Raw genomic sequence first — 14,403 nt, 5'->3', positions numbered from 1 at the left:
GATATATTCACGTCAAAAAAGAAGGGGCGTCGTCGAGACGCCCCTTCTTCATTGCCATCAGCCCGTTGAACATGTGGCGGGACGCGCGTTCAACGCGGCAGACTTAGGACTCACACCGTCGCGTCGCTCAGCGCTGCGTCGAAGAAACGCTCCTGTGCATCCGCGTTCACGCGTGCATACGCGCGGTTCACGCCGCTGATCACCGCGCGAATCGACGCGGTAATCAGGTTCGCATCGACACCGACGCCGAACGCGCTGCCGGCCACATCGGCGCCGGCCATTTCGGCGATCGCGATCGCGCGCGCATCGGCGCCCTGCGTGAGCGCGCGTTCCTCGTAGTGCTGGATGCGCACGGGCACGTCGAACGCGTGCATCAGCGCGTCGAGCGGGCCGTTGCCGGCGCCCGTCAGCACGCGCGGCGTGCCGTTGATTTCGACGTTGAGCTTGATGTGCTCGCGGCCGTCATGCTCGGACAGGCTGTGGCTGACATAGCGGACCGGCTCGGCCGTGCGCACGTATTCCTGCTGGAACAGTTCCCAGATCTGCGCGGGCGTGACTTCCTGACCGCTGTCGTCGGTGAAGCGCTGCACGGCCGAGCTGAAGTCCACCTGCAGGCGGCGCGGCAACACGACGCCGTAGCTCTGCTCGAGCAGATACGCGATGCCGCCCTTGCCCGACTGGCTGTTCACGCGAATCACGGAGTCGTAGGTGCGGCCGAGGTCGCTCGGATCGATCGGCATGTACGGCACTTCCCAAATCGCGTCCGGCTTCTGCGCAGCGAAGCCCTTCTTGATCGCGTCCTGGTGCGAGCCCGAGAACGCGGTGAAGACGAGGTCGCCGACATACGGATGACGCGGATGGATCGGCAACTGCGTGCACTCTTCGGCCGTGCGCGCGACTTCGTTGATGTTCGAGAAATCGAGCTCGGGATCGACGCCTTGCGTGTACAAATTCAACGCGAGCGTGACGAGATCGACGTTGCCGGTGCGCTCGCCGTTGCCGAACAGGCAGCCTTCGACGCGATCCGCGCCCGCCATCACGGCGAGCTCCGCGGCGGCGACGGCCGTACCACGGTCGTTATGCGGATGGACGGAGACGATCAGCGAATCGCGGCGTGCGAGATTGCGGTGCATCCATTCGATCTGGTCCGCGTAGACGTTCGGCGTGGCCATTTCGACGGTGGCCGGCAGATTGACGATCGCCTTGTGCTCGGGCGTCGGTTGCCAGATGTCGAACACCGCGTCGCAGACTTCCTTCGCGAATTCGAGTTCGGTGCCGCTGAACACTTCCGGGCTGTATTGCAGCGTGAAGTGCGTTTCCGGCTGCGCGTCGGCGAGGCGCTTCACCGTGCGCGCGGCCTTCTGCGCGAGTTCGATCACGCCGCTCTTTTCGAGGCCGAACACGATCTTGCGGAAGTCCGGCGCGGTCGCGTTGTACAGGTGGACGATCGCGCGCGGGGCGCCGCGCAACGATTCGAACGTACGCTCGATCAGATCGTCGCGCGCCTGCGTGAGCACTTCGATCGTCACGTCGTCGGGAATATGGCCGCCCTGGATCAGCTCGCGCACGAAGTCGAAATCGGTCTGCGAGGCTGACGGAAACCCGACTTCGATTTCCTTGAAGCCGATCTGCACCAGCGTCTTGAACATGCGCATCTTGCGCTCGGCGTTCATCGGCTCGAACAGCGCCTGGTTGCCGTCGCGCAGGTCGGTGCTCATCCAGATGGGCGCGCGCGTGATGGTGCGCGACGGCCACTGGCGATCCGTCAAATTGATCGGCTTGAACGAACGGTACTTGGTAGCGGGGTTTTTCAACATTTTCATCATCCGAGGGAGAGACCGTGGAACGGGTGTCGACCGGACGACGAAAACGCGATACTGGGCCGCCGGTCGGAAACCGGGGCTGGGTCAGTTACTGGGGATTCAAGCGATGCTTCGGTGTATCAGAGAGAAGCGGACGCGCGCAGCAGCAGACCTAGCCCGGTAGAGCGGGCTAGTAGTAGCGATAGGGTGGTCTGGGCGCGGTACATAGTGCGCAATGGGAACATATTATTGAGATTGCGTCAAGGGCACGCAGTGTGCTCGTGCCGCGTTCGATTCACGGGTGAGCTCACGAGGCATCGTCAATTCACTGAGCAGGAGGCGAACATGAAACGAGTAGCGTGGATATCCGCTGTCGCAAGGACCGGCGCGTGCGCGGCGTTGGCGTGCGGGTTCGTCGGGCAGGCCGGCGCGCAGGGGCTCAGCGCGCAGAACGACATGAACGCGCCGCAGAACAGCACGCGCCTGATGCCACATGCGGCGCTCGGCAGCGAGTATCCGACGCACGGCAACCAGCAGGCGGGCGAGTTGAATCTGAATCCGACCGATCCGCGCGCGCAACTGGTCAACGGCTTGCCGAACAACCCGAGCGCGGGCGGCTATGGCGCGCCGCTGGCCGGCGTGCGTACTTACGTGCAACCGCTGCGGCCGGCAAATTGACTTCGTCGACGCCTGGACAGTGTTTCGACCGAGCCCCGCGTTGCTCACCCGCCGGACAAAAGCCGCAGCGTATCGCTGTTCAACAACACCGATACGCCTATCGCGAGCAGGATCAGCGGCAGCACCGCCGAGCCGTACCGCCGGATCGGCCCGCCGAGCAACGGATGGTCGACGAGCCATGCCGCGCCCGCGCACCACAGCCCGATCATCACGATGAACACGAGTGAAACCAGCGCGTTCTCGGCGGGTGTATGACTGGCGTACAGCGGCACGTAGACGGCGAGGTTGTCCGAGCCGTTGGCGATGGCGACGCTCGCGACGGTCCAGCTCGATGAACCGCGAATGGATGGCGGAGCGCGTGTGCGGCCGTCCACGTTATCTTTATTCAGTGCGTGACCAGAACCGAAGCGCTGCCACGCCTTGTGCAGGCCCACGACGATCGGCAGCAAGCCGAGCAGGCCGACATACCCGGCTGGCAGGCGCGTGAGCAAGGCCGCGAGCACGAGCGCCGCGGCGACGAGGATCAATGATCCCGCGTACTGTCCCGCGACCACGCGACGCCGTTTTGCGCCCGCTTCGGCCAGAAAGCCGAGCAGGACGAACAGGTTGTCGATATTGGTCGCGGCATAGGCGACGGTTGCGAGCAGGACGAGGCTGAGCATGAAGAAGCCGGAATCGTTACCGGGGGAGTCGCTTGGAATTCGCCGCGCCATGTGGGCAACCGGGCGGCCGGCCAACACGATGCCGATGCGCCGCGTCAAGGTCAAGCGGCTACAATGGCCGGGACCTCGAACAACGGAATATCGATGAAGATTCGCCTTCTCTCTGTCGCCTGTCTCGCGAGCGCCGCGGCGCTGCTGGCGGCCTGCACCATCGTCACCCGCAACTCGAGCGCCTGTGAACAATTGATGCGCAGCAAGCTGGCCGAGCCGTCGTCGGGGATGTCGTCAGATCGGCTGCGGGTCACGCATCGCGGGGCCGCGATTCGCGGCTCGCGGGTCGTGGTGGAGGGGACCATCGAGCATGCGGTGAGCGCGTCCGCGACCGGGGCTTCCGCGCCGCTCACGGCATCGGCGTCGCAAGCGGCCTCCGAGGCCAAGGTGGCCGCGAAGCCGGCCCAGCCGTCGAGGGTCCGCACGCCGGCCGCCGCCGAATGCACATTCCACGGCGAACAGCTCGACGTATTCCGCTGGCTCGCGCCGCCGCAGCTGGCCACGCCGGCAGCACAACCGGACAGCGCGGCGGGCTGAGTTCGCAGCCGCGCGCGCCGCACCGTCGCTGCGCATCCAACCCAGGCAACCCTCAGAACGCGTAATACGGTCCCTGGCCGGCCGACGTATTGCGCGTCGCAATCGCCGTGTAAATGCGTTTGCCGTAAAAGAACGGCAAGCCCCAGCCGAAACCCAGACTCGAATTGCCGGCGAGATTGTCGAACGCGTTGTTCGACGACGAAAACAGCGTGTTCGAATTGGCGATGTCGAACGAAACCGTGCTTGACACGCCATCGATGCCGGTGATCGACGCGCTTGCCGACTGCGTCGAAGTCGGGCAGTACCAGAAGCCGCACAACGGGAACTGCGTCGAGTGGAAGAAGAGGCCGTTCGAGCCGCTGTCGAGATAGCTCACCGCATAGGTCAGGCCGCCGGTGTTCGTCGTCACGTAACCGGTCGCCGAGTTCGCTCTCAGAACGTTCGTGCCCGTCAGCGTATTGTTCGACTGGGTGCCGATGCCGAAGATCAGCGAGCCTGACACGCTCGCCGCGCCCGCATCGGCGACGGCGGGCAGGTCGATCACGACGCCGTTGTTATCGAGCGGGAAGCTGCTGACCGGATTGGTCACCTGCTGCGCTAGCGGCTGCGCGGTCGGGCTGCAGCCGCTCGTCGTGCAGCTGTAGTACCAGCGCGGCAACGCGGAGTTCGCGCAGCCGTTGCCGCAGTCGACCGGGAACAGGCCCACGCCAAGGATGCCATTCGCGTGCAGGCTCGATACGGTCAGCAGCGACGCGCCGCCGGAGTTCGCGCAGTCGGCGGGTGCGCCGGGCAGCGCGCTCTCGGCGATCAGTTGGATCGGAATCGATGACGCCTGTTGGCCAGCCATGCGTACGTCCGCGGTGTGAATCGAGCCCCACGCGTAGCCGCTGCCGAATACCGCACATTCGGCGCTTACGCCGCTGCCCGCGGCGATGGTCGGCAGCGACAGGGTGGTCGGCAGCGCCGATGCGAGGATGCGCAGGCCGTTCGAGCCGGTGTCCACCTGGATGTCGTCGATCGTTGCGCAGTTGCCGGTGCCGGCCTGGCAGACGGTGACGCTCGTCATCAGCATATTGCGCGTATTGCCGGGCGATACGCCGACCGTGACCGGCTGCACGTTGGGCGTGGTCGATTGCGGCACGTTCGCGCTGGGAGTCGGCGCGGTCGCGGAACTGGTCGGCGCGCTCGCGGACGGCGTCGAGCCGGAGCCGGACGAGCCGGACGAGGAACTGCCGCCTGCGCCGCCGCAGCCGACGAGGGCCGCGCAGACGATCATAAGCAGGGCATGGAAACGCAAGGCGGATTTCATGGCGTGGCGGTCCGTCTGGTGGAACTCAGGCGTGAAAGGGGGCGCGAGCGACGCGTGCGGGGCGCGCGCGTCACTGGATGTCGTCGGAGGTGACGCCGGCGGGCAAAGCCGCCGGCAGCCACGCGCGGCCGACGTAGCCACGCATCGGTCCGCCGGACTCGACGATCACGTCGGAGCGCGCGACCCGCGACGAATGCAAATTGCCGCTGCCGGCCGCCGCCGCCGCGCCGGTCTTGTACGAGTCGCCGTGTTTGCCGAGCAGCGCGCGCAGATCCGGCATCGTCGGGCCTTGCCATGCGTAGGCGACGATCAGGCCGGTGCTGGTCGCGTATTCGTTGATGGTGGTATTGCCGGCGTCGGTCCACGTGCGCGCGCGCAATGCGCCATTGAGCAGCGTGCGCGGAGCGCTCGCGCCCGCCACCGCCTGGCTCGGCATTGTGCCGCCCAATTCGGCATGCGCGCCGAAGCTCGCGCAGCACGCGACGACGGCGATCATTGAGGCGATCGCGGATGGATGGAGATTGAACCTGGACATGAGGCCTTCCTCGTTTGGTGCCGGATTTTTATTGAGATAACTCGATTAACGTAGCACCGGTTTTCTTCTGGTCTTTGCACACCTGCGGCGGACAGGACCGCACGCCATGTGGAAAACAAGCCGCATGCAAACCGGAAGCCCTTATGCGGCGGGCATCCGGCGAAGACTTTGGGAATACTCCCAAGGTCAACTCGAAAGTGTCATTGAGTGTTAAATTTACCTCATAAGAGGGCAAATAGCGTGACGCGCACGGCCTTTTTTCCGTGGCCGTTGCGTCGCCGTGGCATGTGGCGAGTCCCGGGCAAACCCCAGTTTTTGCACACGCCTCGCCGGGACCGGTAAAATGTTGGGTTGATCCACGGAAACTTGCCGTGGCGTAGCGGAAGGATTCCCCGAACATGACTGATTTTCGTCTCACCAAGCGGTTTGCAGTAATGCTCATGGCAGGCGGGCTGGTCGCCGGCTGCGGTACCTCGTCGCCGACCAAAATCGACTATAGGAGCGACTCCCGTTCGAAGCAGGTATCGCTTGCCGTACCGCCGAACATGATCGACGAGACGGCCGATCAGCGTTCGCTGCCGCCGCAGGGCGGCGAAACCTCGTTGTCCACGCTGAAACAGGTGCAGGCGCAGGCGCCGGCCGGCGACGCGGTTGCGGTCGTGCCGCCCGTCCAGGGCATCCACATCCAGCGCGACGGCACCGAAAGCTGGCTCGTGATCGACAACAAAACGCCCGATCAGGCCTGGCCGCAAATCCGCCGCTTCTGGCAGGAGCAGGGCTTCCTACTCGTCGTCGACCAGCGCGACAAGGGCGTGATGGAAACCGACTGGAACGAAACCCACGCGCAGATCAACGACGGCTTTATCCGCAACACGCTGTCGAAGGCGATGGGCAACAGCTACGTGAGCTCGGAGCGCAACAAGTTCCGCACGCGTCTCGAAGCCGCGCCGAAGGGCGGCACTTACGTGTTCGTCAGCCAGAAAGGCATGCGTGAGGCGATCACCGGTACGAACAACGAGTCGACCCAGTGGCAACCCAAGCCGAACGACCCGGCGCTCGAGCAGGAATATCTGAAGCGCCTGATGGCCTCGCTCGCGCGGGCTGAATCGGGTGCGGGTGGCACGCAGAATGCCGAGCTGTCGCCTGCGGGCACGCAGTTCGCGCCGAACGCGGCGACGGCGGGTGCCAAGTCGGCGACGGCCGCCGTTGTCGCGCAGAACGTCGCGCTGGCGGCCCAGCCGTCGACGCCGGACGTGGATTCGGCCAACAACACGTCGGCGCAGCTGTCATCGACCGAGCTTACGCTCGGCGAGCCGTATGACCGTGCGTGGCTGCGCGTGGGCCTCGCGCTCGATCGCAGCAATTTCACGGTCGACGACCGCGACGTGAGCCGCGGCCTGTATTTCGTGCGCTACGTCGATCCGAAGGATATGTCGTCGGCCCAGCAGGGCTTCTGGAGCCAGGTCTTCCACGGCCGGAAGGAGAAGGTCGCCAAGGAGTATCGCGTGAACGTGCGCGCGGTGACGCCGGATCAGACCCGCGTGGCTGTGGTCGACGACAAGGGCCAGGTCGACGAAAGCTCGCAGGCCAAGCAGATCATGAGCCTGATGGCCTATCAGCTGCGCTGATACGAGAGCCTCGCGGCCAACGCCGCCGGTTCGACGAAAAAACCGCCCGGAGCAATCCGGGCGGTTTTTTTTTCGACCGCTTACTCAGGTATCCGCGCGCCGCCGCGAGCCGACCCACGGCAAGCGCTTGATTACGCCGGTCGCCAACGCGGTGCCGACCAGAATCACCGCGCACCCTTCGAGCATGCCGGGCGACACCGTCTCGCCGAGAAACAGCGCGCCCCACAGAATGCCGAAGATCGGAATCACGAAGGTCACGGTGATCGCGCGTGTCGGCCCCGCGACCGCGATCAGATGGAAGAACAGCATGTACGCGATGCCGGTGCAGGCGACGCCGAGCGCGATCACCGCGCCCCACGCGCGCAGCGAGATCGGCGCGGCGGGCCAGTAGATCACCGCGAGCGGCAGCAATACGATCGTCGCGCCGATCATCGTGCCGGTCGCGACAGTGAGCGCGTCGACGCCAGTCAGGTGACGCTTCGTGTAATTGGCCGCGATGCCATAGAGCAGCGTGGCGCCAAGCGCGGCGCCGGCCGCGAGTGCGACGGTGAGCGGCGAGGCGGCCGAGCCGTCCGGCGTCGCGATCTGGTCCCACACGAGCATCAGGACGCCGAGAAAGCCGACCACGAGGCCGAGCGTGCGCAGCGCGCTGAGCCGGTCGCGCAGCCACAGAAAGCCGACCAGCGCGCCCCACAGTGGCGCACACGCATTGATCACCGACGTGACGCCCGCCGACAGCGTCAGCTCGGCATACGCGAACAGACAGAATGGCGCCGCCGAATTGAGGATGCCGACCACGAGCAGCGGCACCGCGTGCGTGCGCAACACCGTGGCGGACTGTTGCAGCGGTCGTCGCGCGATCAGCACGATCGCGAGAAAGAGGGCGCCGATGCCGACGCGCAGCGCCATCAGCGGCGCGACGCCGAAGTCGGTCACGCCGACGCGGATGAACAGGAACGATGCGCCCCACAGGGCGGCGAGGATCAGCAGTTGCAGAAGGTTTCTGGCTTTCATTGGAATGGCGCCGCGCGCAGTTGAGTCGAGACGCCAGCTCATCCTAACAGTGCGATCGCGCGATTCGTTTCAATGCGGGATGAAACGGCAAGATCCGGGAGACGGCCGCGTCCGGGTAGGTCGATCGTAAACGCCGCGAGGGTGCGCGCCAAACGAGCAATTCTCACCGATATGTGAGAAAAATTGCGATGCGGAGGAGCGGTAGCGGGGACGGAATTGCAAACGGCGCCCGCGATGCGCGGGCGCCGTCCGAAACAATGTGAATTGCGTTGCGCCGTCAGCGGCGCGAGCTCAGTGCGGAATCATCCATTGCAGGAAGTTCTGCTGCGCCCACACGAGAACACCGAGCAGCACCGTGAGCAGAATCGAATGCTTGAAGGTCTTGGCGAACACGACGCCTTCCTTGCCCTTCAAGTCGGTGGTCGCGACGCCGGTTGAAATGTTCTGCGGCGAGATCATCTTGCCCATCACGCCGCCCGACGAGTTGGTCGCCGCCATCAACACCGGATTCAGGTTCAGCTGCTTGGCCGCCACCACCTGCAGATTGCCGAACAGCGCATTGCCCGACGTATCGCTGCCCGACAGGAACACCGCGATCCAGCCAAGGAACGCCGACACGAGCGGAAACACCGGCCCGACCGACGCGACTCCGAGGCCGAGCGTGTAGTTGAGGCCCGAGTAGTTCATCAGATACGCGAGGCCGACGATCGTCGCCACGGTCAGAATCGCGATGCGCGTTTGCACCCACGTGTCGGAGATCGCCTTGCCGAAGTCGGCGGGGGAGAGCCGCACGACGAACGCGGTGATGAGCGCCGCGACGAGGATCGCGGTGCCGGTCGCAAGCGGTTGGAAGTCCCAGATCGCGCCGTACGGCGTGTTGTACAGCGTGATGAACACGGCCTTGTCGAGACCCGGCCACGATACCTTGACGTCGCCGATCGTGAAGATCCTCGCGACCGTCCAGACGATCACGACAACCGACACGATGATCCACGGATACCAGCCCTGCACGCCGCTGATTTTGCCGCGCACCTCGTTGATGCGATCGACGTTGATCGCGAATTTCGGATCGGCGACGGGCTTCCAGACCCGCAGGAACGCCACGGTCAGGATCAACGAAACCAGCGAAGACAACACGTCGGTCAGGCTGTAGTTCACGAAGTTCGAGACGACGAACTGGGTCAGCGCGAAACTCAGGCCCGACACCAGCAGCACCGGCCAGATCCGCAGCATGTTGCGAAAGCCCGCGTACACGCCGATCACATAGAAGGGCAGCAGGACCGCAAAGAACGGCAATTGCCGCCCGACCATCTTGCCGAGCACATCGGACGGCAAATGCGTGACCGCGCCGAGGACCGTGATCGGCACGCCGAGCGCGCCGAACGCGACCGGCGCGGTATTGAAGATCAGCGTGAAGACCAGCGCTTCGAGCGTTGGAAAGCCGAGCATGATCAAGAGTGAGCTCGTGATCGCGACCGGAGTGCCGAAGCCCGAAATGCCCTCGAGCAGCGCGCCGAACGAAAAGCCGACGACGACGAGCACGATGCGCCGGTCGTTCGGCAGGTTGTCGATCATCCACAGGCGGAAGGCCTCGAAGCGTCCCGAGCGCTGCGCGATGTTGTACAGCAGGATCGCGGTGAACACGATCCACATCACTGGCCAGATCGCAAAGACGACGCCGGCCGCGACCGAGTTCAACGCGAGCCCGACCGGAAACTGCCAGATGAAAATCGCTACGATCAAACCGACGATCAATCCCGCGAGCGACGCCTGCCACGCTGGCCTGCGCGCCCAGCCGAGCAGCGCGAGCACGACGATGATCGGCAGCGCGGCGACGATAAACGACGCAAAAAGCGAATTACCGACTGGAGTGAGCAGTTGATGAAACATCATCTCTCCTTCGTTGTTGTGTAATTCGACGCGGGAGATTGCGCATGACGGCGCGTCGCTCTGCCACGCCGGACGCTCGCGAGTGGCCTCGACCAAGCGGCGGCGCCTGATTTAAGCGGGTGCTGCGTGCAACCTTTGAAGAATAGAGCGCCATATCGGCGAGTCAAGCCGGGAAAGTACGGGCGGGTGTGCGCGGTGGCGGGCGAACGAAAGACAGGTCAATGCCAGTGGCCGCCCCAATGGCCTCCCCAGTAGCCACCAATGCCGATCGCAATCGACGGTCCATAGTAGGCGGGATAGCCGTAATAGGCGGGATAAGGATAAGCGGGCGGCGGATAGTAGGCGGGATACGCCGGCGGCGCCACATACACGGGCGCCGCGGCTGCATAACCGGGCGGCATGTCCTGCGGCGCGACCTGCATTTGCGCCTGGGCTTGAGGCGTCTGCTGTGGATCGGTGGCCGGTGCGGTTTGGTCCGCTGTGGTCGCGGGCGCGGTCGAATAGTAAGACGTGTAATAGCCCGCGGGATAGTAGCCGGCGGGGTAATAGCAGCCGGCTAAAAACAGACTGGAGGCGAGCGCGGAAATCGCGGCGGCGGGCCGCGCGAAACTTGCGAAAAAACTGGATGCCTCGCGTGGCGTCGAGAGGCGCACCGCGCGAAGATGGGTGACGACGCGGGACTTCATAACGCGCTCCTCGATGAACCGATGCCGCCTCGCGCGACGTCGTTATGAGGAGCTTACGCTTCTGCCGCGGCAGCGCTGTGGCAAAACCGCAACCGCATATTTCAGTCTATTTCCACGCGCGCTGTCGGGACGAGGGCGCACCGCATTCGCGGCCCTCGTCAGTCCGGTGCGTGGTCGGAATAAATGCTTGGCTGTCCTGTATGAATCGTCAGACGCATCATCGGACGCAACGCTCGCTTGCCGCTCACTTGCCGATCTGGTTACCGATGACACCGCCCACGGCCGCGCCGCCCAACGTCGACAAGCCGCTGCCGCCGATCGCCGCGCCGGCCGCGCCGCCGACACCCGCGCCGATCGCGGTATCACGTGTGCGTGGGGACATGTCGCCGCATGCCGCGACACCCGCGACGAGCGAAAGCGCGACTGCGGCCGTGCCAAGACGAGTGCCGAGTTGACGGATCGATTTCATGATGCTGACTCCCTTCGTTGTTGGAACTAGTTGTTTCTTTCTGTCAGCACACAACGTGCCTGCTCGACGCGGCGGAATAAAAAAAGCCCGCCATGCCGGCGGGCTTCGATACTGCAGGGCGCTACTTCGCGCGCGCGTCGCGCAAGCCGCTTATTGCCGCTGATAAATCTCCGCGCCTTGCTTCATGAACTCGATCGACTTGACTTCCATGCCTTTCTGCAGCGCTTCGTTATCGCTGACGCCCTGTTGCGCGGCGAACTCGCGCACGTCCTGGGTGATCTTCATCGAGCAGAAGTGCGGGCCGCACATCGAGCAGAAATGCGCGACCTTGGCCGAATCCTTCGGCAGCGTCTCGTCGTGGAATTCACGCGCCTTGTCCGGGTCGAGACCGAGATTGAACTGGTCTTCCCAGCGGAATTCGAAGCGTGCCTTCGACAGCGCGTTGTCGCGTACCTGCGCGCCCGGATGACCCTTCGCGAGGTCCGCTGCGTGCGCCGCGAGCTTGTACGTGATGATGCCGGTCTTCACGTCGTCCTTGTTCGGCAGACCGAGGTGTTCCTTCGGCGTCACGTAGCACAGCATCGCGGTGCCGAACCAGCCGATCATCGCGGCGCCGATGCCCGACGTGATGTGGTCGTAGCCCGGCGCGATGTCGGTGGTCAGCGGCCCGAGCGTGTAGAACGGCGCTTCGTCGCACCAGTCGAGCTGCAGGTCCATGTTCTCCTTGATCAGCTGCATCGGCACATGGCCCGGACCTTCGATCATCACCTGCACGTCGTGCTTCCACGCGATCTGCGTGAGCTCGCCGAGCGTCTTCAGCTCGCCCAGTTGCGCTTCGTCGTTCGCGTCGTAGATCGAGCCGGGACGCAGGCCGTCGCCGAGCGAGAAGGCTACGTCGTAGGCCTTCATGATTTCGCAGATCTCTTCGAAGTGCTCGTACAGGAAGCTTTCCTTGTGATGCGCGAGACACCACTTCGCCATGATCGAGCCGCCGCGCGACACGATGCCGGTCATCCGGTTCGCGGTGAGCGGCACGTATTGCAGACGCACGCCCGCGTGGATCGTGAAGTAGTCGACGCCCTGCTCAGCCTGTTCAATGAGCGTGTCGCGGAAGATCTCCCACGTCAGATCTTCAGCCTTGCCGTTGACCTTTTCCAGCGCCTGGTAGATCGGCACCGTGCCGATCGGCACCGGGCTGTTGCGGATGATCCATTCGCGCGTTTCATGAATGTGCTTGCCGGTCGAAAGATCCATCACCGTGTCGCCGCCCCAGCGGATCGCCCACGTCATCTTGTCGACTTCCTCGCCGATGGAGGAGGTCACCGCCGAGTTGCCGATGTTCGCATTGACCTTCACGAGGAAGTTGCGGCCGATGATCATCGGCTCGCTCTCCGGGTGATTGATGTTGTTCGGGATGATCGCGCGGCCGCGCGCGATTTCCTCGCGCACGAATTCCGCGGTGATTTCGCTGAGACCGTTCGGACCGAACGCGCTCGCGCCGAACGCCTGGCCGGGGTGCTGGCGGCCCATCATCGCGGCGAGCTTCGCGCCGTTCGGGCCGCTCGCCTTCAAGGTCTCCAGATACTCGGCACGACGCTGGTTCTCGCGAATCGCGATGTATTCCATTTCCGGCGTGATGATGCCTTGCTTCGCGTAGTGCATCTGCGTGACGTTCTTGCCGGGGATCGCGCGGCGCGGCGTGCGATGCAGGCCCGGGAAACGCAGCTGCGCGGTGGCCGGATCGGCGGCGCGCTCGCGGCTGAAGCTGCTCGACAGACCGGTCAGCGGCTCGGTGTCGCCGCGCTCCTCGATCCACGCCTGACGCAGCGCGGGCAGACCCGCGCGGATGTCGATCTTCGCGTCCGGGTCGGAGTAGGGGCCCGACGTGTCGTACACGTAGATCGGCGGATTCTTTTCGCCGCCGAAGCTGTCGGGCGTGTCTGCCTGCGAGATTTCGCGCATCGGCACGCGGATGTCGGGGCGTGAGCCGGTCACGTAGACCTTGCGCGAATTCGGCAGCGGCGCGACGGCGGCCTCGTCCACATGGGCTTCGGCGGAAATAAACTTCGGATTGGCGTTCATGAAAGTCTCCGTACAAAGTGGGGCGGCTAAGCAGGAGACTGAGATGGAAGTGGTCGGAAATCGCTAAGAGGTGAGGCTGTTGAGGCTGGTGCGAGATCCGTACGCTTCCCTGCGCTGGCATTATCCAGATCAGGTTCAAAGGGTATTTCTCACCCACGCAACACGGACCTCCAGCTCCGCGCTACGCAGGACCCCCGCGTTAGCAGCGCACACGATACACCGCCCGCCCGCGGTTTGGCAACCTGTCTGAGTGATTCAAAAAACTGGTCCAGATGAATCCAGACATCTCCTATGCTTATTCCGAGACCGCATCAGACAGGGCAACTTACAGCAATGGAACAGCCGGCTTACAGCGAAAAATCGTCGGCGGCTTCGGGCTGATACAGAATTTTGTCGATCTTGAGCACTTGCTGATCGCCGCTGGGTGGCGTAAAGCTGATGCTCTCGCCGCGGCGCGCGCCGAGCAGCGCGAGGCCGGCCGGCGAGAATACGTTCAGCCGCCCTTGCGCGAAATCGGCGTTGGGCGGATAGACGACGGTCCACGTCATTTGTTCGCCGCTCGCCGAATCGATCAGCGTTGCTTGCGAGTTCATCGTGACGACGTCGGCCGGGATGTCGTGCGAGTCGACGATTACCGCGCGTTCGAGCACATCGTCGAGCATGTGCTGCAGCTTGGCGTTAGCGGCCGCATATTTCTCGAGGCGGGCCACGTCGAGTTCGGTCAGATAGCAGGTTTTGATCTTCTTCATCATCAGGACTCCGATAAGGCGGTGAAGGATGGCCGCGTGCGACGATCCCATGCGGGTGGTCGGCGAATGAGTGCGAATGGGAAAGCCCGGAGCCCGGCGACGCGGCCCCCGGGTATCGGCAGGCTACGTCAGCGAGGGCGCCGGGCGGCGTGAAGCGGGAGCATTCGGGACGTCTCGCCGGTGCCGTGCGGCGCGACGCCCGCGCGCGCGCAGCCGCCTGCGCGGCATGGGCGCAAGCGGGCGAGAGCACGAAAAGTCGGACGACGCAGCGAAGTCACGGGCAAAACGACCAGGTGATGGGAATAGCGAAC

At 64.4% G+C, this 14,403-nt stretch carries 13 protein-coding genes and 1 riboswitch; of the genes, 3 read left to right on the top strand and 10 right to left on the bottom strand.

The window, feature by feature from the left end; genetic code table 11:
- Positions 1–110 precede the first annotated feature (110 nt).
- Positions 111–1,817, bottom strand: coding sequence for a 2-isopropylmalate synthase (gene leuA / locus AB3X86_RS05825; protein ID WP_368595238.1), 1,707 nt, complete (start codon positions 1,815–1,817; stop codon positions 111–113).
- 330 nt (positions 1,818–2,147) lie between these two features.
- Between leuA and AB3X86_RS05820 the strand changes: the two genes are divergently transcribed.
- Positions 2,148–2,480 carry a hypothetical protein gene (locus tag AB3X86_RS05820; protein ID WP_368595237.1) on the top strand — a complete coding sequence of 111 codons (333 nt, stop codon included), beginning with the start codon at positions 2,148–2,150 and terminating at the stop codon, positions 2,478–2,480.
- A 44-nt stretch (positions 2,481–2,524) separates the two neighbouring features.
- Here the strand turns inward: AB3X86_RS05820 and AB3X86_RS05815 are convergent, their stop codons facing one another.
- A complete protein-coding gene (locus AB3X86_RS05815; protein WP_368595236.1) occupies positions 2,525–3,142 on the bottom strand; it encodes a cadmium resistance transporter in 618 nt (205 codons plus the stop codon).
- A gap of 144 nt (positions 3,143–3,286) precedes the next feature.
- On the opposite strand from AB3X86_RS05815, the gene AB3X86_RS05810 reads away from it, so the two are divergent.
- Entirely contained in the window at positions 3,287–3,730 is a 444-nt protein-coding gene (locus AB3X86_RS05810; RefSeq protein ID WP_368595235.1) for a hypothetical protein, read from the top strand.
- Positions 3,731–3,782: 52 nt separating this feature from the next.
- Here AB3X86_RS05810 and AB3X86_RS05805 read toward each other — a convergent pair whose 3' ends face one another.
- Positions 3,783–5,039, bottom strand: coding sequence for a DUF3443 domain-containing protein (locus tag AB3X86_RS05805; RefSeq protein ID WP_368595234.1), 1,257 nt, complete (start codon positions 5,037–5,039; stop codon positions 3,783–3,785).
- Between the two features lie 70 nt (positions 5,040–5,109).
- Positions 5,110–5,574 (bottom strand): DUF2844 domain-containing protein, encoded by a 465-nt coding sequence (locus tag AB3X86_RS05800; RefSeq protein WP_368595233.1) that lies wholly within the window; start codon positions 5,572–5,574, stop codon positions 5,110–5,112.
- 398 nt (positions 5,575–5,972) lie between these two features.
- Between AB3X86_RS05800 and bamC the strand changes: the two genes are divergently transcribed.
- Positions 5,973–7,202 (top strand): outer membrane protein assembly factor BamC, encoded by a 1,230-nt coding sequence (gene bamC, locus AB3X86_RS05795; protein ID WP_368595232.1) that lies wholly within the window; start codon positions 5,973–5,975, stop codon positions 7,200–7,202.
- Positions 7,203–7,286: 84 nt separating this feature from the next.
- Here the strand turns inward: bamC and AB3X86_RS05790 are convergent, their stop codons facing one another.
- The 6 genes from AB3X86_RS05790 to AB3X86_RS05765 form a co-directional block, all read right to left on the bottom strand.
- Positions 7,287–8,216, bottom strand: a complete 930-nt coding sequence (locus AB3X86_RS05790; RefSeq protein ID WP_368595231.1) for a DMT family transporter — start codon at positions 8,214–8,216, stop codon at positions 7,287–7,289.
- 291 nt (positions 8,217–8,507) lie between these two features.
- Positions 8,508–10,106, bottom strand: coding sequence for an L-lactate permease (locus AB3X86_RS05785; RefSeq protein ID WP_368595406.1), 1,599 nt, complete (start codon positions 10,104–10,106; stop codon positions 8,508–8,510).
- 218 nt (positions 10,107–10,324) lie between these two features.
- Entirely contained in the window at positions 10,325–10,792 is a 468-nt protein-coding gene (locus AB3X86_RS05780) for a hypothetical protein (protein WP_368595230.1), read from the bottom strand.
- 244 nt (positions 10,793–11,036) lie between these two features.
- The gene (locus AB3X86_RS05775) at positions 11,037–11,261 is read right to left on the bottom strand and encodes a glycine zipper 2TM domain-containing protein (protein ID WP_368595229.1); all 225 of its coding nucleotides are present in this window, start codon (positions 11,259–11,261) and stop codon (positions 11,037–11,039) included.
- 150 nt (positions 11,262–11,411) lie between these two features.
- The gene (gene thiC / locus AB3X86_RS05770) at positions 11,412–13,343 is read right to left on the bottom strand and encodes a phosphomethylpyrimidine synthase ThiC (protein WP_176368060.1); all 1,932 of its coding nucleotides are present in this window, start codon (positions 13,341–13,343) and stop codon (positions 11,412–11,414) included.
- An 88-nt stretch (positions 13,344–13,431) separates the two neighbouring features.
- Positions 13,432–13,549: riboswitch (TPP riboswitch) on the bottom strand.
- 141 nt (positions 13,550–13,690) lie between these two features.
- A complete protein-coding gene (locus AB3X86_RS05765) occupies positions 13,691–14,095 on the bottom strand; it encodes a GreA/GreB family elongation factor (protein WP_368595228.1) in 405 nt (134 codons plus the stop codon).
- Between the last annotated feature and the right edge of the window lie 308 nt (positions 14,096–14,403).

It is taken from the genome of Paraburkholderia sp. BR14374, assembly GCF_040948685.1.
Lineage (GTDB): Bacteria > Pseudomonadota > Gammaproteobacteria > Burkholderiales > Burkholderiaceae > Paraburkholderia > Paraburkholderia youngii.
Note: the sequence above shows the minus strand (reverse complement) of the source record. Positions and strands in the feature narration are given on the sequence as shown.